The organism is Spirosoma aureum, assembly GCF_011604685.1.
Classification (GTDB): domain Bacteria; phylum Bacteroidota; class Bacteroidia; order Cytophagales; family Spirosomataceae; genus Spirosoma; species Spirosoma aureum.
Window position 1 is genome coordinate 6,251,352 of record NZ_CP050063.1, and the last position, 23,908, is coordinate 6,275,259.

Sequence of the window (23,908 nt, forward strand, 5' to 3'; positions counted from 1 at the left end):
TCTACCTTACCCGATTCTGTTCGTCCTCTACGCTGGACTGCCGCTGGCGGGCCGCTTTCAGGTTGCGATTACCGAAATTATAGGTGAAGGTCAGCCGGGCAACGCGGGTTTCCCAGCGATTGGTGAAGGTTAGATTCGTCATAGCATACTGGATAGTGCCCCGGCTGCGGGTAATGTCCAGTATGTCGCTGATATTCAGACGCAGGATTGCTGCTTTGTTCAGCATCGTTTTCTGAAGCCCTACATTTACCTGGCCCAAACCACTGAATCGTGCCTGACCGTATATCGAAGCCGTATTATACCAACCCGATAGTTCGGCAGTAAATCCTTTGGTGAGAGTAAAGCGGTGGTTCATCGTGAAATTGGCCGATACGCGTCGATAATCTAACCGCTGACCCAAATACTCAGCATTATATGCATTCAGGAAGATATCAGCCGTTTGCCGAACAGTCCACCAGGGCGCGAGTTTCAGCGGTGAACTCAAACTTAACACGACATTATCGAGTGCAGCCAGATTGACCGTAGTCGTTTTTAATACCTGCCCTTCCTGCTCGTTGACGCCCGTAATCACGTCGGTCGTATGGTTATAACCCAGGCTAACACTGGTTTCATTTTTGTATGTATAACCCAACTGTAGTGCATTCGTATATTGAGGCCGAAGGAACGGATTTCCCTGCGCATAAGTATATGGGTCCATGACGTAAATGAATGGATTTAGATCCTGGTAGCTGGGCCGGTCGATTCTTCGGCTGTAGGAGCTCGTCCACTGATGATTGGGGCTGGCTTTAAAAGTTACGAACAGGCTGGGAAAGGCATTCAGATAACTGCGGTCAACAACTTTCTGAAGCGTTACCGAATTCCCGATCGATCGGGTGTATTCCATTCGTAAGCCAGCCTGCAGCGACCATTTTGTCCAGTTCCGGCTTCCGTTCAGATACCCAGCGCCAATGGTTTCTTTATATAGGAAATGGTTCGTTCGCTGCGGATCGGGTACGTATCCACCTTCGGTCAGCGTGCCGAAACGTACATCATTGTCCGATGTAACATAGCTGACTTTGCCACCCGTTTCCAGTTTAATGCCATTCGTAAAGGGTTGAACGTAATCGAGTTTCGCGGCCCGGATCAGAATATCGGAAGGAGTCTGGTTACGCTGAAGCAGGGTTGGCTGAATTTCTTCCTGCTGACCATTCAGATAACGTGTTTGCATATTGTCCTGCCCATTTACGTGAACCTGTGCGTAATCGACATCGACCGTCAGTTCCCGGCCTAACGTATCGAATGTATGTTTCAGGTTCGCATTGGCCGACAGCCGCTGCATTGGCCGGGTCGATGTGTTAATCATGGTTACGGTTTGCTGAAGTTGACTCGTAGCGTCATAAATCAGGTTTTTGTTGTCAATTTCTGCCTGACTTTCGTTGATCAATCCATTCGCCATGAAACCCAAAGTTGTTTTTCGGCTGAGCGTATAATCGGCCCCTACTTTAAAGGTATGGACCCGCTCGGTGCTGGTACGCGTCCCCAGGTTATTGACGGTTGTCATCGAATCGCCCGAACCGAACCGACGAAGTGCGTCCACCGAACCATAGCGTTTGCGATAATCATAGTTGTAGTTCCCAAAGAGGTTCCAGTTGCCCGACTTATGATTGACGGTTACGCCAGCCGACGCTTTCGGATAACGGCCATATCCAGCCCCGAACGTAGCACTACCGGCCGTTCCGCCAGTCAGATTCCGGCTACCGCGTTTGAGCCGGATGTTAATAATACCGGCGTTTCCGGCGGCATCGTATTTAGAGGAGGGATTCGTGATTAGTTCAATTGTCTGGACGCTGTTACTGGGTGTATTCCGTAACAGATTAACCACTTCCTGCGCAGACAGATAAGTTGGTTTCCCATCGATCATGATCAGAACGCCTTCGCGCCCTTTGAAACTGATCCGGTCATTCTGATTATCGACCACAACACCCGGTGACTTTTCGAGCACATCGAGTGCCGTTCCTCCCGCCGAAACGATACTATTTTCGACGTTGACGACTGTTTTGTCGGGTAATTGTTCGATAAATGGCTTTTGGCCCGTAACGGTCACTTCGCCTAATGTTTTGGTCGCCTGAAGGAGCACAAGCGTTGGTACGGTAAGCTGTTGCTGATCGGGAGTCAGTGTAAACGGGCGGGATGTATTCTTCTGGAAACCAACTACCTGAGCCGATACACGATACGTACCCGGAGTGATATTCTCAAAAACGTAATGACCTTCTGCATCACCGATAGTCCCTTTCACTAACGTAGAGTCGCTGGCTTTTACCAGCATAAGCGTGGCAAATTCGAGCGGTTTATCAGTTGCAGTATGGATAGAGCCACGTATCGTAGCGCGGACAGGCGATTGGGAATAACTACTGATTGAGAGCAGCGTACTCATAACGAGCAGCAGGCTTTGTACTAAAATAAGTTGAGCGGAAGGGCTGGGAACCGGGCAATTGTGTAGTAGAGGTTGGCGTTTCATTGCAGTTGTTGTTTAACACTGCAAAGTTGGCGGGTTCACCGACGCCCATCAATCGCACAAACATGTGAAATAGAGCCCATTTTGTGCCGCTGGTTGCCAGCAATACCCTATTCATGCGAGTCGGATAGTTTCTGACCAGCTCGAAATAGTACCTTACACCTGTTTCCGATACTGCGCTGGCGACATGCCCACTTCCCGCCGAAACAGTTTCATGAAATAGGTCAGGTTGTTAAAGCCGCAGTCGATGCTGATGTCGGCTAAGTAGCGATTGGTGGTGCGCAGCAATTTAGACGCCAGCGCAATACGCTGCTGGTTAATAAAATCTACGGGTGTCATACCGAATGTTTGCCTGAAGGTTCGGTAGAAATTGGGTTCGCTCATACACGCTTCGTCGGCCAGTTCCTTAATGGGTAGATTCCGGCTCAGATTTTTATTGATGTACTGAGCGATGTGAGCTAATCGATTCACATTTGCAACGTTCGTTTCTGCGCTCAGTAGCAGCGTACGGGCCTGGGTTTGCATCAATCGTACGACCAGCTCCTGTAAAACAAGATTAGCGAACACCTCTTTAGCCTTATTATTTTCGGTAAAAATGTAAATGAGTCGGGCAATAAGCTGGTGAATTGGCCCGTCATTTGTCAGAAAGAAATTCGCCTGACCAAATTGCCAGCCATTCGAATTGTCGATCAGGGGTGCCCGGTCGTTTAACAGATCCGTTACCTGTTTCACCTTTCCGGGGTCAATGGCCAGTGCCAGACACTGCGTAGGATTCAGCCTTTGCGCTTCCGGAAAATCGATGCGCATGGTTTCCTGGCCGGGCACAATCACCGACTCACCGGGCAGAAAATCGAACGAGGGCGTACCCGGCAAATGCATTACTTTTTTTCCCCGTATCATACTGGCCAGTACAGGGCTGCTAAATGTTAACTCGACTTTCTCGGCGATATGTTGCGTTTCGTAGATGTTTAATTCTGCCGTATCAATCGTATAAGCAGTCCGATTCTCTACTTCCTGTTCCAGCCTTCGGGACTGTAAATGGCGTGAAATGTCAAGTGGAGTTGTCTGTACGCTTTTCATGAGGAATGGGCTATTTAGGCAGGCTTTAATTGACTGAAAGCAGCTTACTCATCTGCAAATTAGGCATTTAAAACCGTTCGTTTAGTGTTATTGTTATATATTTTATTGTGATTAAAAGAATATACGATTCTATCAACCAAGCTGATTCTGGCTTTTCTTCTCCTGCTATCCCGAACAGAGCAGATCCTCCCGGCGAGTAATTTGTAAAGTAATCAATAGTTGTAAATTCTCCTTTTATCCAGATAGCAGCTTCGGCGTTAGACGCAACTTTGATAGGATTGTGCTAGCAGACGATACGATTGATAAACTATTCTTGAACAATTCACGCAAACTTTGTAACAAATCCAATTTAACTTTTTAGCAACAAATATGGAAGTCTTAGAAGCCCCCAGTAAGATTCTACCCCGGCCGGAGTTCAAGAGCCAATACGAAAACTACATCGGTGGCAAGTGGGTAGCACCAGTAGACGGTGAGTATTTCAATAATACATCGCCAATCGACGACAGTCTGATCGCCCGTGTTCCGCGTTCGAAAGCCGCCGATATCGATCTGGCTCTTGATGCCGCTCACAAAGCTTTCCCGGCCTGGTCGCGCACGTCAGCCACCGAACGCAGTAATATTCTCCTTCGCATTGCCGATAAAATAGAGCAGAATCTGGAGTTTCTGGCCCGTGTCGAAACAGTTGAAAACGGGAAGGCTGTTCGTGAAACGCTGGCAGCTGATTTACCGTTGGTTATCGATCATTTCCGTTATTTTGCTGGTGTAATCCGTGCTGAAGAAGGCAGTCTGGCCGAACTCGACTCCAATACCGTTTCGTTGATCGTTAAAGAACCCATTGGTGTTGTTGGGCAGATTATTCCCTGGAATTTCCCACTCCTGATGGCCACCTGGAAACTGGCTCCTGCCTTAGCTGCGGGTTGCTGCGTTGTCATGAAACCTGCCGAGCAAACGCCCACGTCCATTCTGGTTTTGATGGAAATACTGGAAGGACTGATTCCAGCGGGTGTGGTGAATATCGTTAATGGCTTCGGACCGGAAGCAGGTAAACCGCTGGCTCAATCGAAGCGGGTGGCCAAAGTGGCCTTCACGGGCGAAACTACAACGGGGCGCCTGATTATGCAGTACGCATCCGAAAACCTGATTCCGGTAACGATGGAACTGGGTGGAAAATCGCCGAATATCTTTATGGAGTCGATTGCCGACGCCGACGATGAATTCTTCGACAAGTGCGTAGAAGGTGCGGTCATGTTTGCGCTGAACCAGGGGGAAATCTGTACCTGTCCATCCCGACTTTTAATTCATGAGCGGGCCTATGACCGGTTTATCGAACGGGTAATCGAGCGGACCAAAGCCATCAAACTCGGCCATCCTCTCGACCCTGAAACGATGATGGGAGCCCAGGCCAGTAATGATCAGTACGAAAAGATCCTTTCCTACATCGACATTGGCAAGCAGGAAGGAGCCGAAATACTAACTGGCGGTGGCCCCGCCGGATTGGTTGGAAATGATCTGGAAAGTGGCTACTACATCCAGCCGACGATCTTCAAAGGCAACAACAAAATGCGCATTTTTCAGGAAGAGATTTTCGGTCCCGTGGTGTCCGTAACTACCTTCAAAGATGGAAACGAAGCCATTGCTATGGCGAACGATACCCTCTATGGCTTAGGTGCTGGCCTATGGACGCGCGATGCCCATGAGTTGTATCAGGTTCCGCGGGAGATACAGGCAGGTCGTGTGTGGGTCAACTGCTACCATAACTACCCGGCACACGCTCCCTTTGGCGGCTATAAGAAGTCGGGTTTCGGTCGGGAAAATCACCACATGATGCTCAACCATTATCGTCAGAGCAAGAACATTCTTATCTCGTATAGCAAGAGCAAACTTGGGTTCTTTTAGCTTCGAGCCGTGCCACGGTTCCAAACCGTGGCACGGCTCGAAGCTAAAGCCCTATTGATAAGTGGGTGTAGATAGGGGGTTGAGCGAGTGAATGAGCGAGCACATGCAGACTCATTCGCTCCTTTTTCTGCTTTCTCGAAAAGACGTTTATTATTGACAGCTAAAGGTGTTTCTTTATTGATTTTTTATGACAACTCAAACCATCCCGCGCGTAGACCTCACTCCGGCTGCCGCAGACGTTATCGAAAAACTTAGGGCTCAACACGGGCCACTAATGTTTCACCAGAGCGGAGGATGCTGTGATGGTTCGTCGCCCATGTGCTATGCCGTGGGCGATTTTATTATTGGGTCATCCGATGTATGGCTGGGCCAGATTAATGGCTGCGACTTCTGGATGTCGGATGATCAATTTGAGTACTGGCGGCATACCCACCTCACCGTTGATGTCACGCGAGGACGGGGTGCCAGCTTTTCACTGGAGATTCCGATGGGCATCCGTTTCCTGATCCGTTCCCGGCTATTCGGGGAAAACGAGATGAACCACCTGACGCCCATACGAATAGGAGGTGAAGCATAAAGACGCCCGGTTGCGTCTTTACACCAATCCTTCCCGCATAGCTTTTAAAACGGCTTCGGTTTTGGAGTTGACCTGAAGTTTATCGTAAATGCTACGGATGTGCGACCGAACGGTGTCAATACTGATATGCAATTCGTCGGCGATCAGTTTGTAGCTATATCCACTAACCAACCCTTTTACAATATCCAGTTCACGAGCCGATAAATTATATTCTTCCGTTGGCCGTGCTTTAGGCTGCTGAAAGTGCTGCAAAATTTTTCGGGCAATGCTCGCCGTCATGGGTGATCCGCCCCGGTACAGATCGAAAATAGCGGCTATCAGTTCTGCCGGGGACGTATGCTTGAGCAAATAGCCGCTGGCTCCGTTGCGAATGGCCCGAAATATCTTGTCTTCATCATCAAATACGGTCAGCATTAGCACCTGAGTGGCAGGTAAAATGGCTTTAACCAGCGGTACGGCATCAATTCCGCTCAGTCCCGGCAAATCGATATCCATTAACACCACATCCGGGTGGAGTGACCGAATTTCATCGGGCAGATGCTGACAGTTGCCGAATGCTCCGCGTAGTGACAGGCCGGGTGTTGCCTGAATCAAATACGACAATCCTTCGCGTAGTTCGCGATTATCTTCATAGTATATAATGCCGATATCAGTCATGATCCGTTAGGATAGAGTAGCCGTTAATGAAATGGATGTGCCTGCGCCTGGTGCTGATATAATGTTGAGTTTAGCCCGAATGTCATGCGCTCTTGTCTGCAGATTTGCCAGCCCGTTGCCCGAACGAACCGTACCCGTATCAAAGCCCTGCCCATCGTCCTGAATCAGAACGTGGAGTTGGCGACCTGTCACAGTTAGGGTCACGTCCACTCGCATACAATCGGCATATTTAACGGCATTGTTGACGCTTTCTTTGAAGATCAGGTACAGATTCCGTCGCTGTTCGACGTTCAGTTTCAGGACCGGGAAAGGCTCACCTACGGTCATTGTGAATGTAATTCCTTTCGCTTCGGTGAGTCGTAAGCCAAACTCTCGCATCCGGCTTACCACATCGTCCAGACCATCATGACGCGCTTTAATCGTCCAGATAATATCCTGCATCGACTCGGCCAGTGTAGTAGCATTGGCACTAATTCGCTGTAAAAGGGGCACTGACTCTGGACGAATATCGGCAATCTGAGCCTGAACCACATCGCTAAAAATACGAATACTGCTTAGCGTAGACCCAATGTCATCGTGCAAATCTTTGGCGATGCGATCACGGATTCGGTTAACTCGTTGCTGCTGATTCTGTCGATTGCGGTAGATTCCCCACAAAGCTCCCATTATGACAGCCAGAATCAAGAGTTTGAACCATAGTGTCTGGTAATAGGCCGGAATAACGCGTATCAATAAGGTCGTGCCGGTCTGATTCCATACGCCATCGTTATTGGCTGCCCGAATGCGCAGCTGATAATTACCGGGCGCTAAATTGGTATACGTTGCCGTGCGGGCATCGGTGGTAATCCACTCGTCGTCAAAATCCACCAGTCGATACGCATATCGGTTCTTTGCAGACTGACTATAGTTAAGCGCAGCAAAGCCGATCGTAAGGGTCGTTTCGCCGGGCGCCAGTTGTATTGATTGGGCGGGTTCAAGCGTACGCAGATGATTATTGACCCGAACCTCTGTAATGACAACCGGGGGCGGCACTCGATTCTGTCGTAGTTGCTCCGGTCGAAAGTAAGTAAAGCCGCCTTCTGCCCCAATGAATAATTCGCCCTGCCGATTTTGCGTGATCGGCTGAAACAAACTGTTCGTTAATAATCCGCTGGCTTTACTGTAATACTGAAAACGCCCCGTTGCTGGGTCAAGCTCGTGCAACTGTTCGTCGGTTGCCAGCCAGAGGTGGCCGCGTTTGTCCTCGGCAATCCCGAAAATATGGTCCGCTAATAGTCCATTGGCTAACGTATATGTTTGGGAAACCCGCCCGGTTGTGTCAGCCTTCACCAGAAAATCAATTCCCGATAACCACACGTTACCAGCTTTATCGACCAGAAATGTGCTCTGTAACTGATCTGACGGTTGAACCGTACGCCCGGTCGTCTTGATTTGCAATCGTACAGTATGATTACGTTCAGGGCTGATCCGAAATAAGCCTCGTGTTGTCAGCACCCACAGTCGTCCACGGGCATCTTCCTGTATCCTACTCACGCCCAAATGTCGCCCAGAGTCGCCTTTAATCGGCCAGGAGTGTATCTGATCGGTCGCTGGATCGTACCAAAATAAACCCTGTCGGACAGAACCTAACCAGAGACGCCCCCGACGATCATGATATAGATGCCTGACACTTACTCTTGGGTAGCTTTTTGAGCTATTTGGCACACTCAGCTTTCTTTTGTCTGTAGTAAAGCTGGCCTCGTCAGACAAAAAATTCTGACGATACTGCCACTGATTAGTGGTGGGATTGTAGATTCCAACCCCATCTTCCAGGCCGACCCAAACCCTCCCAGTCAAATCCTGTGTGAGTGCGTAGGACTTTTTCCCCGCAATAGAAGTTGGCACAGGAATCGCCTTGAGATCAGCCTGTTGTCGATTCCAGCGAAACAAGTTTACTTTATCGGTGATGCCCCAATAGACTGGGTCCTTATGTCGATCCTGCTTTATAATCTGCACGTTTTCGATCAATTCTTTATCGTTGGCAACGCGCACCAACTGCCGCCCAAACTTTAATGCCAGTGGATCAATTATGGCAAGGCCATGTGTGGTACCCACCCAAAGTGCATTTGTCAATGAATCACCATACAAAGGGCCAGTTATTCCCCCAGGATAGCTATTTGGATCATCGGTCATTCGGGCAAAGTCGGTATACTTATTTTTATCGGGCTCATAGCGGGTTAGTTGCGAGAGTCCACCCAGCCAGAAAACTGGTTTACCATCGGCTCCTTTCGCTTCTGCCATTTCGGTCACGAGTAGCTGACGGTCAAGGTACTTGACAAAACGGTTCGTTTTAGCGTCATAGTGCAACAGACCCCACGGCTCTAGCTGGGCAAAAAGCTGACCGTTCCGGCTCTCAAACAACCCAATGACATCAACTGCACCCGTAGCATGAAGCGGTTTTTTACCAATGACATAGGTCCATTGGCGCGTCACCTGATCAAACTTATATATGGTTCCTGGCATAAACAGCCATAATTGTCCGCGTCGGTCAGGCACTGGCGTGGCATAGGACGTTGGCATCGCATAGGGCAATGAATAGGCCGTTAGCTGTAGCGTCTGGGGATCAATTCGATACAAACGATCGACGGAGGAAAACCAGCCCATCCCGGCCTGATCGAAACGAACGGGCGATATAAAATCATTATCAGCCTGCTTATCCTGGAGTTGTGGCAGCAATATGGTCTGTCCCCGTTCACGGAGCGGGTCAAATCGGTAAAGGCCACGGTTTGTTGATACCCACAGATAACCATTACGGTCAGGTGTAATCCCATTCGATACAATGTAGTTACCCGGCAAATCTTTGGCCTGACCTGTCCGTTTATAAATCTTGAACTGAAGACCATCGAAGCGGTTTAGCCCATTGAGCGTACCGATCCACATAAACCCGCGCTGATCTTTCGCGATGGCCGTAATCACATCATTTGATAACCCCTGTTCGGTGGTGTAGCGAACAAAGGGAACCTCCGCCGATTGAGCATGCAACCCAACCGATAGCCAGACCGCTAGCAGCCAGCCTATCCAGCCCAAACGGAGCAACCTGATGCCTGTAGACATAGTTTAAGAAACTACATGCAAAGGTTGGCAGGAACGTTGGTAAAGGCAAATTAGTCGCATCGCATAAAGATGCTACAAAAAAGGAGGGGTGTTGGCAGGAGAAAAAACAGTAAAGATAAACTGCCAGATTATCAGACGCACATTAGCCTTAACTTTTAGTGCAGTTAGCCTCTTGGCTCGTAAACCTTCACGATGGTGAACGCGTGTAATGCTTCATTTTGTCGTTTAATGTAATCAATGGCCGATTGCTCTGACTTGTGTGGATTAGGCTCTGTTTTCGGCAGGTCGAACAGTTTAGGGCCAGTAACGCGGGGCTCTTCGTTTAGTACACGATGTACTTTGTAGACATAATAAACGGCTTCGATGTTCATGACTGTTAAAAGTTATGGCCCGTGGAGTAACCTTCTGGCAAGGGGACCAGGGATTGTTCCTGAATCTTTCGGGATAAACCAAACTCCATTTTCAGGTCCAAACTTCGCTTTACTAAGGGCGAATCTCCACCTGTTACTAATTGAGTTGTGAAGAATCCCGTATCAACCGTCGATAGCCGGGGATGAACTGAACAGGTAAATAAGTATTCTTTTCCATAAACGAATAAAATCAGTTTAATCTTTTCGGTAGTTACCTACTCTAATCAGTGAGGTATTACGTCCAGGAGGGGCGTCGGTTATTTTGTCGAACTACTTTAGGATCGAATAATTGACTACACCTCCCCTATTTGAGTTTATACAACAAAACTGACTACCTATCATTCTATGAACGCATATCGCTTAACCGCTTTAGTCCTAATGCTTTTGCTGACGTTATCGGCCTATGCTCCCCAATCCGATGATGCCGACCTCCTGGTTGGAAAATGGCTTAGCTCCAGAAAGAAAAATCAGGTTCAGATTTATAAGCAGGGCAATAAATATTATGGCCGACTGGTATGGATGGCCGAACCGACTGATCCGGCTACCAATAAGCCGAAATTGGATAGCCAGAATCCGGACGAAAAACTACGAAATCGACCACTGCTTAATCTGGTCATGGTGACCAATCTGAGTTATAAAGGCAATAATGTCTGGAGCGATGGCCAGATTTATAATCCGGAAGATGGAAAGACTTACAGCTGTGATTTAACCCTCAAAGACCCAAATTCACTGGATCTACATGGTTATATAATGGGCATACCGTTTTTAGGGAAAACCAAAACCTGGACTCGTGTGAAGTAAGAAAAACCAACAATACACTAACCCGTTTCTCGAAGAGACTTTCGGAAAAGCTAATAACCGCAGAAATTTAAACAGCCCTATCTCCGCGGTTATCAGCTCTTTTTTGCGCTCATTTACGTGAGACTACCTTTTAGCAGACTTCCACTAAATTTTTAAATTCGGTCAAAACGGAACTCCATCCTTTGTCGTTGATGGTATCGTTGTATCTGTTCTCGCCATCGGCCACGGTTGAATAATCACCCTGTGTTACGGTCAACATGGTTTGGCCGTCCTTTGCCGATTCATTTGTGAATAAACACCCCTCAGTCGAGCCGCCAGAACAGGATTCGATGTTGAATGGACAATATGAATCGATTTGGGTTCAGGGCATAAAAAAGCCCAGCTGTTCGGACCAGCTGGGCTAAGAGCTAAACCTCAACGGCAAGCCGTCGGGGTTTTACCCATTTTTGACCCTGTAAAGGTAGGGATTGCAACCCTAAAGAAAAACCCAAAACAGAATTAGTAGAAAAAAAACAGCCCCTCTGCGTATACGATGATCTACTTTTATTGCCTGTTATTCAACCTCGTACTCCTTTTCAGCAGAAAAATACGCGTATAATCAAGGTCTATCCATAAAAAAACCGCTGCGTTTGTGAAAACGCAGCGGTGAATTGGGGTGCGACCAGACTTGTCCGAAAAATCTTATCGCATAAGTTGAGAATCTATAAGTCAATAAACCCTGAGGCTATCGACATGCACTGGCCAGAGGCTTAGTGCTTAATGTCAATGCGCGTTGCAAATTGCTTCTGATCCGGGCCTACGATAAACGTGTAAGCACCATCGGGCAGAGACGACAGATCGAACCGACGAACTGAACCTTTGAACGAATCGGTTTGAACCAGAACGTTCTGCGCATCGTAGATAGCGACATTCGCTTCTTCTACATTCTTGGCAGGCAGATTGACTTCAAACTTATTCTTGCCGTAAGACGATACGGTAGGCTGCACCAGTTGTTTCTGGTTGCTTTCATCGATGATTACCGAGTTTCCTTTAATCGTCAATACTTGCGACATCCAGTACGTATCGTTGGTGGCTGTTACAAAATACTGACCGTCGGGCAGTCTGTTCAGGTTGAATGAAGTAACTCCCTTTTGGCTCTTGGAAACAATTCCACGATAGAGCAGGTTGCCGTCGGCATCGATGATGGACACGTCAACAGGCTCTGTCGTTTGGGTATATAAACGCACTTTCTTTTGCTCGGACTTCTCAACATTGACCCCGTTTACGACCAAACCATTGTCGGCTTTAGCATCTCCCATGCCAGCCAGACCCCATACTGAAAGTAGTACAGCAATTGATAAACGGAACTGTTTCATTGGACTTTAATTTATATTTTTCCGTGACAAAGGTGCTATAATCGGCCTATCTAATGCAATAGGCCAGCGGCTAGGAAGGCCCTTTAAAGGCAAAATTCTTTTAAAAAGTCAATTCATTATGGGCAAAATAGGCTAATTATTAGAAAAGTACAACAAGTCCCTTTAAATTGCTCATGATTTGTATTTTTCTAATAATTCTAATTTTTAGGACTATCCGTTTTATCAGGACTAATTTTCATACAAAAAGTACAATTCACTCTAGAAACCCGTAAAATCTGGCGTGTACTCATCATCCTTAGAAATGAGTGGCGCAACGGTTAGGCACGGCTGCAAATCGATTTCGGGCCGTTATTTATCAATTAACCAACAATGCCATTTTGCCGTTGTAAACGATAGAAGGAAGGCAAGGGATTGTTCGAAAACCTCCCGCTCACCAGTCAGAATAAATCGTTATGGAAAATCATTTCTATTGTGTGCTTCTGTTTTGGATCAGCACAATTCCCGTTTTTGCCCAGAGTATTTCCTATCCGTATCCTGTGAAGTATATATCAATACGACAGGAGCAAAAAATCATACGAATGGCCTATATGGATGTGGCCCCAGCTGGCAAGTCGACCGCAGAAACAGCCATTCTTTTTCACGGCAAAAACTTTTCGGGTACTTATTGGCGGGATGTTATCGATTTTCTGAGTAAATCAGGCTATCGGGTCATTGTACCGGATCAGGTTGGCTGGGGCAAATCGGACTACCCAGATCTGCATTATAGTTTTCACGCGCTGGCAGCCAACAACAAACAATTACTTGATTCACTAAAAATTGACAAAGCCATTGTTATCGCTCACTCTATGGGCGGTATGCTGGCAACACGTTTTACCCTACTCTATCCAGACCGCGTCAGTAAGCTAATTCTGGAAAACCCGATTGGACTGGAGGATTACCGGGCCTTTGTTCCCTATTCGCCTATTGACAGTTTATATAAAGGAGAGTTAGCAGCTACGTATGAATCCTATAAAAAGTATCAGCAGAGTTACTCTCCTGAATGGAAACCTGCTTATGAAGAATGGGTACGGGCACAGGCTGCGGCTCTAACTGATCCGCGATTCAAGCAAATTGCCTGGGTAAATGCGTTGACCTACCAGATGATATACGAGCAACCCGTGTGCTATGAATTCAACCGGATTAACCTTCCGACCCTCCTGATCATCGGTCAGGCCGACCGTACTATTGTTGGTAAGGCTCGCGTGCCCAAAGCGCTGGTCAACCAGCATGGCCAATATCCGGAATTGGGCAAACGTACACAAAAACAAATACCGGGCAGTCAATTACTGGAACTCCCAGATGTGGGTCACATCCCGCATGTTCAGGCTATCGATGCTTTCAAAAAGGCAGTATTGAGTTTCCTGAAATAAGACTTGGCTGTACTAGGGCGTATTAACACCCATGATTTTATTTAGTTAAGATTATCGTTTTGATCCGTGCCACGATTTTAAACCGTGGCACGGATCAAAACGATAATCTTATTTTGGTAAACCAACCCTCCATAGCTGTCCTTATGAAAAAGGAAATGACGATAAGCATGTTCAGAAACGGGATAAATGCGAAATTTACAGCATGAAAAACGCTTACGTAACACTTTTAGCCGTCAGTCTGCTAACCGCCTGTGGGCGGACCGAAAAAAAACAGGATGAAGCCTCACCCTCCTCTACTGCGGCAACCGAATCAACACCGGCTCCTAAACCTCAGAATTGCCTGTCGATCATCGAGAAAGACAAATTAGGCAAATCGAACGAGTATCAGGAGTCGGCGAAATCGATAAAAGTTACGCTGACACTAGATCAGGATACCAGCACCATGCCAACTGCTCAGGGGTGTTATTTTAATAACAGCGTTACGGTATTGGCTACAAAAAAGTCGGGGAGTCGCGTTTTTAAACGGACCTTACTAAAAGATGACTTACTGTATTTCACCAAAATCGACGAACCCATTCAGAAAGCTATCCTGCAAAATGCCTTCTACAAGCCAACCTTCAATGGACAGAAATACATAACCCTGACTATGCGACTGAAGGAACCCGGCAGTAAGAAGACAATGGACTACACCGTGTATATGAACTACTTTGGCGAAATAGTTAAAGTAAAATAACGCACAAGCATTGGCAGCCCGGCATCAGGTTGCCTCAACACCGGCGGTGCAATTTGATTAGATTTATAAAGCCGTGTAATTCCTGGCCGTATCATCCAGCACAAGCACCCAGTCTTGTCCATAACCCTTTGATGGAGGAGCGAATTGTTGCGGCTTCTGGTTATCGAACGTACCGGCAGGCTGGGTTTTGCCCGTGCGCGGATCAAACCAGGTTGCCTTGATAGTTTTGCCTGAAATTTTGCCGGGATTGACGGTAAACGGCTTTCCGATAGCGGTATAAACAAACGCATAATCGTTCCCTCTTGTAGCCTGAATCCGTTCGGCAGCGCCAAGGTCATTTTCTACAATCAGCGATTGATCGGGAACCCGGTCGAGCAACGGACGGGCCGTTAGCAAGCGTTTAACGTGCGACATCTGGTTCGCGCCGGGCAGATCAAGAGCCTCCTGCCAGAAAATATGCGGATTATTAACCGCAGGCCGTTTGGCACTGTACATCTGCCAGATATCGTGGCAGCCATAGGTATGCCCATGTGCACCGGCAAACAGGTCCAGGTAAGCATATAAGCGGACATCATAGGCATTGGACGTACCCAGATCTTTCGCATTGAAACAAACCGGATGGTCCTCATAAATCGGTTCCGCGTCCATAGTGGGCTTGGTTGGCTGGCTGTTATACGACACCGTGATGTGGTCATACATGGGTGTAAAGCGGCAATGACCATTCTGGTGCATATTAAAGTCAAACCACGGCTCATTTTGAAACCATTTCGACGCCCCCCCTTCCATACCATTCGGCTGGGGATGGTAGGTGATTAGCGCTTTATCGGTTCCACCAACGCCCTCCTGAATACCATCGGCCATTGCCCGCCAGATAGCAACATCCTGCGAGCCATCACGCGGATTGCGGTCACCACCCAAAATCCAGACGATATTGTCGCGGTTTTTGTAGCGATTACCAATGTAGCGACCATATACCAGAGCATTGCCCTGATTGAAAATTTCCGGCCCCTGGCCCCAGGAGTTTTTGAATACTTTATCCCCCCAGGTCGGCAGAAACCCAATGACGATACCATACTGGGCCGCCTTATCGACAATGTAATCGACGTGCTTGAAATAGGCTTCGTTGGGCGTTGCCGGATCGTTGTTGATAAGCGGTACTTCACCGTAAGGATTCTGTTCCTTAAGCCCATCGAACTCAGCAAGCGCTACGGCCTGGACGACTGTAAATCCCTGTTCGGCCCGCCGTTTGAGGTATTGATCGGCCTCTTCGCGGTTGAGTCGGTGAAATAACTCCCAGGCGGTATCGCCAAGCCAGAAAAATGGCGTTCCGTTCTGGTGAACCAGGTATCGTTTATTGTCGGATACTTTCAGTCGACCATTGGTAAACGGCTGTTGCGCCAGAAGCAGCCCTTGCATCAACAGCAATCCGGCCAGAGTGAGGAGTTTTTTCATAAAGAGGTAACAAGGGCTAATTTTCTATTGACAATGAATCTAAACACTGCCCATAGATTTCAGCCAGCAAAATAAGCTTTTCTTCAGAAAACCAGAAGAAGGCTTTCAAGATGGGGACGACTCAGACGAATAAAGCGACAGGATCAATTTAAATCAGTAGCTGCACTGGTTGTTTCCCGGTCAGTAAGGCAGGCAATGATAACCAGAATAACAGCGAGAACGGCGGCCACTGTCCGGATCGCATGCAGCCTGTTCCAGGGTGCTTCAAACCTGGCTCGTTGCGCCGTAATCTCTTCAGCCGAAGCGGTTTGTATAGAGAACGCATCCAGTGCATCATTCAGCGGAACGTTGCCTAAAATAGTTACGCCGAACGTACCGATCAGATACACAAAGGTAGCACCCAGCAATAGCCAGAAACGACCTGAAACAGGCTGATGATAATGACTCCAGGTACTGAGTGGTAACAGAATGGCCGCTCCCATAAAGCCAATAAAAAAGACTGGATTCAATATAGCCCGATTAATGGACTGCATGGCAGACAGATACGCGACATCGGATAAACGACCCAGTCCGGGATTGACCGAGCAGGAATACGCGTAAAAAAGGCCACCCATCAGGGCAGTCGTTGTTGCGGCACTGGCAAGGGTGATCGTTTGTAAGGTTGGCATAAGCGAATAGAATCTAATGAGTGGCCCAGATACCACTGGCGACTGTTTTATGAATAAATTCGGCGAAATCGGTTGGCTTCCTGCCCAGAACCTGTTCTACCCCATTGGCTACTGTGGCGTTCCGGCCATCCATGACTTCGGAAAATAAATAAGTCAGTAACGTTATATACTCGTTTGGCACACCATATTCTGTGAGTGCAGCAACATATGCTTCGTCAGAAATCTGCTCGTACTGAATCGGTTGGCCCGTAGCAGTAGCGATTTCCCGAATAGCCTCCTCGAACGTCAGCAGGCGTGGCCCAGTCAATTCATAAAGTTGATTCGTATGCCCGGCCTCGGTCAATACGGTAACAGCAACGTCGGCAATGTCGTCTGCATCAATGAACGGTTCGCCAATGTTTCTGACCGGAAGCGCCATATACCCGCCCAGAATCGGGTCCAACAGGTAGCCTTCGCTAAAATTCTGGCAAAACCAGCTCGCTCGCAGAATCGTCCACTCAGCCTCGGAATTCATTACAACCTGCTCGCATTCCTCCGCTTCTTCCTCGCCCCGGCCCGACAATAGGACTAATTTCTGCGTGCCGCTTTTTACGGCAGTTTCGGTAAACGAACGAATGCTTTCTGCTGCGCCAGGCACAGCCAGATCGGGTTGAAATGTGATATAAACGGTATGAATATCCTGAAGCGCTGACTCCCACGTCGCCTGATCCAGCCAATCGAATGCGGGCTCTCCCGAACGCGACCCGATTCGAATTGGCCAATTGCGTTGCGTGAGCCGATGCGCAACCCTGCTTCCTGTTTTACCGGTTCCTCCTAAAATCAGGATTTTCTTCTCTGTACTTCCCTGTGTGTTGTTCATTTTTCGTTCCGTTTCTGCGAATTTCATTTGAGTTTTCGGATCAAAACTACGATGGCGGCAACCGGTGAAATAGAACAAAACCGACAGGCGGCTATTTAATCAGTTCAGGGAAATTCTCAGCAACCTCATTCGATTGTTTTCGGAATTGATCCGGTGAGAATCCGGCAAATTCCTTAAAAGTCCTGATAAAATGAGAATGATCGGCATAGCCATTGTCAAATGCTATGTCAGAAAGTTTTTCATAGTCATTATTCCTCATCTGGTCTAATGATGCCTGGAAACGGCAGATTCGGGCATATAATTTAGGCGAAAGGCCGACCCACTGCCTGAATTTTCGTTCAAAACTTCTTTCTGTAACATTCAGCTTCTCCTGTAATTCTTTCAGGGAAATAGTGCCTTTTGAATGGGCTATCTGGGCTAGTGCATAACCCATTATGGTATCCTGTTGCGTTTTATTTTGCTCGATCAGTCGCCATAAATAGGCAGACAGCCAATCAATCTGGTCGGCTGTTGAGGAGACAGGTAACACATTATCTGACAAAAAAATAGCCTCTTTTTTAGTCAGGAAACGTAAATCAACGCAGGAGTCGGTCAATTCATGGGCATCGAGGCCGAAAATAGATTTCAGCGCATTCGGGTAAAAATAGACCCCAATTGTCCTGAACGCGTCGGTGGAGGAGATTTCTGTAGGCAACGTGGATTGCCCATACAGGAAAATGTCGGGCAATTGCTTGTCAAACTGATAGAGTGTTCCGTTACCGGCATGCTGCAACATCAGACCGGGCGATCCATCGACAATCGTCTTAAAAGTTTTGGGCTCAGTATCGGTCGGTAAACTTTCCAGGCGCCAAAAATAACGGACATAATTTTTAAGATAGTCGGGTGGTGGTATCTGTTCGTATATCATCACGTTTATCGGTCATGACCCCAAGGTCAATTCCTGAATTTCAGGAACCCAGCTCTGGTGGCCTACACCCACTTGACTGGCAATGCTTTCCTAAAGACCAGAAATCGACTCCTATAGTTGCCTCAACTCATATGCTATAACCTAGTTTTACGAATAGGCCGAATCCATTTTAAATTCAGGCATTCTGGCCGACATACGATGGCCTTCTCTTCGATTACAGTGTAAAGCTATTTAGCGTATAGCAAGTACTTAACTATTGGCATTCATATCAATCATTTTGTTCAATCCTTTGCTGTTTTCTTGTTAATTTACCCCAATTCTGCTCACAAGAGCGAAATGAATTACTGTTTTGTCAGATAAGTAGCGTTCGGTAAATTATTAGCCCCAATAACCTAACCTTGCAGAACAGGCAGTAAGCCATACGCAATGAGTAGATTACCGTATCCTGCTGATCGGTCAAGGCTTGACAACTAAAATGGTATTTGGATTTACTATATCAAACTACGGCATACTACTTCGCTTATGCTTTTATACGATAACTATGCTCTGTATAGCTTCCATTACCCTCAAAGCCCAATCGTATGGGCTGCGTTTTGCAGGGCAGGAAGAAATACAGGATAATCGTACGTCGCTGAACCTTACGCCAGAAAAGCCTTTATGCCTCAACGGAACGGTTGACATTACGTTTGACTTATCGCTGGCCTCAAGCTATACAACCTATTTTGGGTACATTTTCAGAATCATCCAGAATGAAAAGCAAAACCTTGACTTACTGTACGAACAAAAATCGAAGAGTTTTAAAATTATTATTGGTGAGCGATTTTCTAAATCCGTTATAAAGATTGATTCGGCTCAATTGTTCGACCATTGGAATCAGTTCAGAATACAGATCGATTTAAAGAATAGCAAATTACTCGTCTACATCAACAACAAGCTGGTTATCAGCGATCAGGTTCCGTTCGGCGAAGGCGATTGCTTTACAATTTTTTTCGGGGGTAATGAATTCAGGAATTTTAAATCCAAAGATTTACCCCCCATGAATTTGAAAGACATCACATTGTCGGAAGATGGCAAACGGATGTATCATTGGCCATTAAACGAGTTGAAAGGCACTATTGCAATCGATGAACTCGCGGAAAAAAAGGCTTCCGTTAAAAATCCCATCTGGATCAAATCGCTGCATAATGAGTGGAAATTAGCCAAACAATTTACGGTAAATGGCAGCGCCTGTGTAGCGTTTGATCCTGCTTCTGAAACAGTACATGTAATCGGCTCCGACATCCTATATAGATACGCTGTCCGGAGTCGTCAGGGGGAAGCGTTGCCTCAAAAAAACTCCCCTCCGAGCTTTTTGCCGGGCAATCAGGCCATTTTCAATCCAGCTACCAACAAACTCTATAATTATTACGTAGATCAAAAATCCATAGCTGCCTTCGATTTCGTTTCCCGAAGCTGGAAAAGTGAGACCCTTACCCCTAAATATACGATTGCAACCGAGTACTGGCAGGCCAATAAGTTCATTGCGGGTTCTGGTTCGGACTTGTACATACTGGGCGGATACGGCCAGTTGACCTATAAAAACAGCATTCATCGGTATCGCTTTGCATCCAAAAAGTGGGAAACGATCCCAACCAAAGGGACTATTTATACTCCCCGTTATTTGGCGGCATTAGGCACAACACCCAGAGCTGATACTGCCTATCTGATTGGTGGGTATGGTAGCCTGACGGGTGAGCAAATGCTTAACCCCAAAAGCGCTTACGACCTCCTGGAATATGTAGTTAAGGAAAACACATTCCGAAAGCTTTATGAGCTTCCCGTTCCGAAAGCTGACTTTGCGTTTGCCAACTCACTGATTATTGATTCAAAATCAAACCTTTTCTACGGGCTCATCTTCCCCAATCAACAATTCAAATCACACCTTCAACTCATTCGTGGATCATTATCGAAACCGGTCTATGAGCTGGCAGGCACCTCCATTCCGTATCAGTTTCACGACACGCATTCCTACTCAGACCTGTATTATTGCCCGACCAGCCATCAGTTAGTTGCAGTCACACTTTACCGAAATGAAAAGAATACTGCTGCGATAAAAAATACTACAGATGTAAAACTCTATACGATTTCATTTCCCCCGAATGCTCTGGAACCTACCCCTTCTGCGGAAAAGCAACCCTTCAAGACGTATTGGCTCTGGATTCTGGCTGGTCTCATAACAGGAGGCATTATAGTCATCTATGCCCGTCGGCGTCGACAGCTCGAATCAAGGGAGCCTCACACAAATTTGCTGTCCGAGCAATCATCAGCCAGAGGAGTGCCTGTTGACGAACCTTCGCCAGCCAGCGATTTCGTTGACAAGCCCGTTTTCAGAGCCAGTGTCTTTCTCTTTGGTAATTTTCAGGTATTTGATCATACGGGTTCCGATATCACTAAATTGTTTACGCCCCTGCTTAAGGAGCTTTTTCTGCTGCTGGCGTTAAATAATATTGGCAAGCAACGGGGAGTGCCTTCTGAAAAACTCAATGAAATACTGTGGCCCGACAAGTCAGGCCGGGATGCGAGCAACAACCGATCGGTCAACATTGCCAAGTTGAGGAGTATACTCGAAAAAGTGGGAGCCTGCTCGCTCTCAAAGGAGTCGGGCTATTGGAACGTTTCGTTTGATTCTAGCCAGATTTACGTTGATTATGAGCGCTATATGGCCATCATCAACAATAAAGCAACGCTTACGAAACAAACGATTATTGAACTGGAAGAAATCACCAAACGGGGGCCTTTTTTACTGAATACTGAATATTATTGGCTGGACGATTTCAAGGCGGATATTTCAAATAACATCATCAACACGTTTCTTCAATATGCGGACAAACTGAGTATCAATGACGATCCTGAGTTTCTGATTCAGCTGACCAATTTCATTTTTTACTACGACCCCGTCAATGAAGATGCCATTATCCTGAAATGCAAATCACTGGCATTAATGGGAAAGCATACATTAGCCAAGAATGCCTTCGAAAAGTTCACCCGAGACTATAAGATCATTTATGGCGAAGACTATAAACAGTCTTTTTCGGCATTTATGGACTAGGCTATCTACTTCCGTCTCAAGGCCTATTTCTGTAAGCTTATTGCCAGTTTTCGTCTTTTTTTCCTATAATCTCTCGATTTACTTCCAAATTAAGCATTTATTAAGATTTTTTTAAGAGGAGCTTATTTAATTTGCGCCAGATTAATCTAGAAAAATACTCATTTTGTCTAATTCTTCCAGCTGATCAATTTTGGCATGGAGGCAATGGTTAAACAGAATACCTAAAACTCTTTCAGTTTTTGTGGTTGCGTGAATAGAAGCAACAGATTGTGCTGATTGTCTTTGTCAACCAAGTCATTCTTAAATATGAATCCTTCTTAAGATGGGTGTTATCAGGAAAATGTATTCAATGATCAATAATCCGGAAGAAAAGCCGGAGGAGTTGGCGTTGGATGCCCTGTTTAAAGAATTCTATGATCGCCTTGTCTATTTTTCCCTTCAATTAGTTCGAGACCAGGCCCAGGCTCAAGACATTGCACAGGATGCATTTATCAAGTATTGGCAGGAAAGAGACTACGTCCTCGCCAATAAAGTAGCTGTAAAAAACTATCTATACAGTACCGTTCGCCATGCCAGCCTTAATGTCATACGCCACAGTAAGGTAGTCGATGATTACCTCCTGCAACAGGGAACGGACGAGCCCGAGGAGCACAGCATTATGGATGCGATCATTTCCTCTGAAGTCATCGCTGAACTTCACGCAGCCATCGACGCTTTACCAGAAAACTACCGCGTCGTTTCGGTAATGAGCTATCTGGAAGGAAAGAAGAACCAGGAGATAGCCGATGAATTAGGCATTTCGATTAATACCATCAAAAAGCAAAAATACCGGGCACTTGAATTGCTAAAAGTAAGCCTTTCGCCAGAACTATTCGGCGTGGTGCTCCTCCTGGACACGGCTTCTTTTTAGAGCAAACAGGAGCGCTGAGAAAAAATAATTAAAATTCAGCCTTAGTCATTCATTTTAATTAGCTCTGAAAATCAGATCATTATACTATGATTTTATTGATTTTTTCTTGATCCAAAAAAATATTTCCTTAAAATTTATCTCCCCTTTATCCTATTTCCTCCTTCGCGTGTCTCTATGGTGTAATGCAGCATTATGGAAGACTATAACGGCTATTTCAGACAAGGGGACCTGATTGCGAAGCACCTTAAAGGCGAACTAACCAGTCAGGAAAAAGCGGAGTTGGATGATTGGGTTGCCCAAAGCGATCACAACCGGGCGCTATTCGAAAAGCTGACCGAAAAAGAGAGTCTCAACAACGAGTTCGACCAGTTTGCGTCATCAGGCAAAGAAGAAGCCTGGGAAAGAGTAGCCAATGAAACGGGATTTACTAAATCCAGGCGAATTACGTATATAGGTAATCGTTTCACCAGGCTTGTCGTGGCAGCCCTGGTGATTATTGTATCGGGCGTATTTGTTTATCAGGTAACCTTCCGGTCAAAGCCTGCCAGGCAGGTTGCCCAACAATCCGACATTCTGCCCGGAGGAAGTAAGGCAATATTAACCCTGGACGATGCATCACAAATAGTGCTGGACGATGCAACGAATGGCGAAATTGCGAGACAGGATGATATGGTCATCACCAAAACCGCTGACGGTCAGATCGTTTACGATGGTTCTAAGTCGGCGGAATCCTCTCCCGACGAAAAACCGGATCTATCCTATAATACAATTACGACTCCACGCGGAGGAAAATTCCGGGTGATTCTCCCAGACGGTAGCAAAGTATGGTTAAATGCTGCTTCGTCACTGAAATACCCGACCACGTTTCGGGGTCGAGAACGAACGGTTGCGTTAAATGGGGAGGCCTATTTTGAAATAACACACGTTACCAGTGGCTCTAGCGAAGCCATACCGTTTCGGGTGCGTTCGGCCGGACAGGTTGTGGAGGTATTAGGCACCCACTTTAACATCAATAGCTATGCTGATGAGAGCAGTATAAAAACCACGCTGCTCGAAGGAAAGGTAAAAGTCATCAAAACACAGCGTAATGTTTCAAAAACGGTCAGCGAGGGAAGCGCATCGGCCATAATTCTAAAACCAGGCGAACAGTCACAGCTGGCATCAGGCAAGAGACCCAGACTTAATCGAATTGACCACGCCGATCTGGAAGAAGCAGTGGCCTGGAAGAATGGGCAATTTCAATTTAAAGACACTGATTTACCGACGATTATGCGCCAGATAGCCCGCTGGTACGATGTAGAGGTGGCTTTTCAGGGAAAATTACCAGACAAAAAGTTCAGAGGTAAAATTTCCAGAGATGTGCCTCTGTCTCAAATTTTTCAGATTCTGCAATTAAGTGGTGTAAACTTTAAACTGGACGGACGCAAAATCACGGTTAAATCCTGATCGACATTGGCCAGTCTGGGCAAGGCCTGGAGTAGCCACAGGCTATCTTAATAAAAAAGCCGGAACGTGTTGC

20 protein-coding genes are annotated in these 23,908 nt (G+C 46.7%); 8 read left to right on the forward strand and 12 right to left on the reverse strand.

The window, feature by feature from the left end:
* Position 1: 1 nt before the first annotated feature.
* The 3 genes from G8759_RS24805 to G8759_RS24815 are packed head-to-tail and all read right to left on the reverse strand — an operon-like array spanning position 2 to position 3,574.
* The gene (locus tag G8759_RS24805; RefSeq protein WP_167214191.1) at positions 2 to 2,413 is read right to left on the reverse strand and encodes a TonB-dependent receptor domain-containing protein; all 2,412 of its coding nucleotides are present in this window, start codon (positions 2,411 to 2,413) and stop codon (positions 2 to 4) included.
* Positions 2,388 to 2,612, reverse strand: a complete 225-nt coding sequence (locus G8759_RS24810; protein ID WP_167214194.1) for a hypothetical protein — start codon at positions 2,610 to 2,612, stop codon at positions 2,388 to 2,390. Before G8759_RS24810 ends, G8759_RS24805 begins: the two co-directional genes overlap by 26 nt.
* A gap of 38 nt (positions 2,613 to 2,650) precedes the next feature.
* Positions 2,651 to 3,574, reverse strand: a complete 924-nt coding sequence (locus G8759_RS24815; protein WP_167214200.1) for an AraC family transcriptional regulator — start codon at positions 3,572 to 3,574, stop codon at positions 2,651 to 2,653.
* A gap of 369 nt (positions 3,575 to 3,943) precedes the next feature.
* On the opposite strand from G8759_RS24815, the gene G8759_RS24820 reads away from it, so the two are divergent.
* Together G8759_RS24820 and G8759_RS24825 are read left to right on the forward strand one after the other, a co-directional pair.
* Positions 3,944 to 5,470 carry an aldehyde dehydrogenase family protein gene (locus tag G8759_RS24820; protein ID WP_167214203.1) on the forward strand — a complete coding sequence of 509 codons (1,527 nt, stop codon included), beginning with the start codon at positions 3,944 to 3,946 and terminating at the stop codon, positions 5,468 to 5,470.
* 187 nt (positions 5,471 to 5,657) lie between these two features.
* On the forward strand, positions 5,658 to 6,047 hold the full coding sequence (locus tag G8759_RS24825) for a DUF779 domain-containing protein (RefSeq protein WP_167214206.1): 390 nt from the start codon (positions 5,658 to 5,660) through the stop codon (positions 6,045 to 6,047).
* A gap of 18 nt (positions 6,048 to 6,065) precedes the next feature.
* On the opposite strand, the gene G8759_RS24830 is transcribed toward G8759_RS24825, so the two are convergent.
* The 3 genes from G8759_RS24830 to G8759_RS24840 form a co-directional block, all read right to left on the reverse strand.
* On the reverse strand, positions 6,066 to 6,704 hold the full coding sequence (locus G8759_RS24830) for a response regulator (protein ID WP_232073929.1): 639 nt from the start codon (positions 6,702 to 6,704) through the stop codon (positions 6,066 to 6,068).
* A gap of 6 nt (positions 6,705 to 6,710) precedes the next feature.
* The gene (locus tag G8759_RS24835) at positions 6,711 to 9,797 is read right to left on the reverse strand and encodes a ligand-binding sensor domain-containing protein (protein WP_167214209.1); all 3,087 of its coding nucleotides are present in this window, start codon (positions 9,795 to 9,797) and stop codon (positions 6,711 to 6,713) included.
* Positions 9,798 to 9,961: 164 nt separating this feature from the next.
* Positions 9,962 to 10,168, reverse strand: coding sequence for a hypothetical protein (locus G8759_RS24840; protein ID WP_162389534.1), 207 nt, complete (start codon positions 10,166 to 10,168; stop codon positions 9,962 to 9,964).
* 384 nt (positions 10,169 to 10,552) lie between these two features.
* On the opposite strand from G8759_RS24840, the gene G8759_RS24845 reads away from it, so the two are divergent.
* Positions 10,553 to 11,008, forward strand: coding sequence for a DUF2147 domain-containing protein (locus tag G8759_RS24845; RefSeq protein WP_167214212.1), 456 nt, complete (start codon positions 10,553 to 10,555; stop codon positions 11,006 to 11,008).
* A 130-nt stretch (positions 11,009 to 11,138) separates the two neighbouring features.
* Here G8759_RS24845 and G8759_RS36220 read toward each other — a convergent pair whose 3' ends face one another.
* Together G8759_RS36220 and G8759_RS24850 are read right to left on the reverse strand one after the other, a co-directional pair.
* Positions 11,139 to 11,267 carry a hypothetical protein gene (locus tag G8759_RS36220; protein WP_262890619.1) on the reverse strand — a complete coding sequence of 43 codons (129 nt, stop codon included), beginning with the start codon at positions 11,265 to 11,267 and terminating at the stop codon, positions 11,139 to 11,141.
* Positions 11,268 to 11,757: 490 nt separating this feature from the next.
* Positions 11,758 to 12,363, reverse strand: a complete 606-nt coding sequence (locus tag G8759_RS24850) for a T9SS type A sorting domain-containing protein (RefSeq protein ID WP_167214215.1) — start codon at positions 12,361 to 12,363, stop codon at positions 11,758 to 11,760.
* A gap of 452 nt (positions 12,364 to 12,815) precedes the next feature.
* On the opposite strand from G8759_RS24850, the gene G8759_RS24855 reads away from it, so the two are divergent.
* Positions 12,816 to 13,772 (forward strand): alpha/beta fold hydrolase, encoded by a 957-nt coding sequence (locus G8759_RS24855; protein WP_167214218.1) that lies wholly within the window; start codon positions 12,816 to 12,818, stop codon positions 13,770 to 13,772.
* 202 nt (positions 13,773 to 13,974) lie between these two features.
* Positions 13,975 to 14,505 carry a hypothetical protein gene (locus G8759_RS24860; RefSeq protein ID WP_167214221.1) on the forward strand — a complete coding sequence of 177 codons (531 nt, stop codon included), beginning with the start codon at positions 13,975 to 13,977 and terminating at the stop codon, positions 14,503 to 14,505.
* Positions 14,506 to 14,568: 63 nt separating this feature from the next.
* On the opposite strand, the gene G8759_RS24865 is transcribed toward G8759_RS24860, so the two are convergent.
* The 4 genes from G8759_RS24865 to G8759_RS24880 form a co-directional block, all read right to left on the reverse strand.
* Positions 14,569 to 15,957: a glycoside hydrolase family 140 protein gene (locus G8759_RS24865; RefSeq protein WP_167214224.1), complete on the reverse strand. Its 1,389-nt coding sequence runs from the start codon at positions 15,955 to 15,957 to the stop codon at positions 14,569 to 14,571.
* A gap of 143 nt (positions 15,958 to 16,100) precedes the next feature.
* A complete protein-coding gene (locus tag G8759_RS24870) occupies positions 16,101 to 16,625 on the reverse strand; it encodes an anthrone oxygenase family protein (protein WP_167214227.1) in 525 nt (174 codons plus the stop codon).
* A 13-nt stretch (positions 16,626 to 16,638) separates the two neighbouring features.
* Positions 16,639 to 17,511 carry a Rossmann-fold NAD(P)-binding domain-containing protein gene (locus tag G8759_RS24875; RefSeq protein WP_232073930.1) on the reverse strand — a complete coding sequence of 291 codons (873 nt, stop codon included), beginning with the start codon at positions 17,509 to 17,511 and terminating at the stop codon, positions 16,639 to 16,641.
* Positions 17,512 to 17,575: 64 nt separating this feature from the next.
* Positions 17,576 to 18,391 carry a helix-turn-helix transcriptional regulator gene (locus G8759_RS24880; protein ID WP_167214230.1) on the reverse strand — a complete coding sequence of 272 codons (816 nt, stop codon included), beginning with the start codon at positions 18,389 to 18,391 and terminating at the stop codon, positions 17,576 to 17,578.
* A gap of 541 nt (positions 18,392 to 18,932) precedes the next feature.
* Here G8759_RS24880 and G8759_RS24885 point away from each other — a divergent pair.
* From G8759_RS24885 to G8759_RS24895, 3 genes are all read left to right on the forward strand, one after another.
* Positions 18,933 to 21,479, forward strand: a complete 2,547-nt coding sequence (locus G8759_RS24885; RefSeq protein ID WP_167214233.1) for a galactose oxidase — start codon at positions 18,933 to 18,935, stop codon at positions 21,477 to 21,479.
* Between the two features lie 340 nt (positions 21,480 to 21,819).
* The gene (locus G8759_RS24890; RefSeq protein WP_167214237.1) at positions 21,820 to 22,389 is read left to right on the forward strand and encodes an RNA polymerase sigma-70 factor; all 570 of its coding nucleotides are present in this window, start codon (positions 21,820 to 21,822) and stop codon (positions 22,387 to 22,389) included.
* A gap of 192 nt (positions 22,390 to 22,581) precedes the next feature.
* Positions 22,582 to 23,835: a FecR family protein gene (locus tag G8759_RS24895; protein WP_167214240.1), complete on the forward strand. Its 1,254-nt coding sequence runs from the start codon at positions 22,582 to 22,584 to the stop codon at positions 23,833 to 23,835.
* The last annotated feature ends 73 nt before the right edge of the window (positions 23,836 to 23,908 follow it).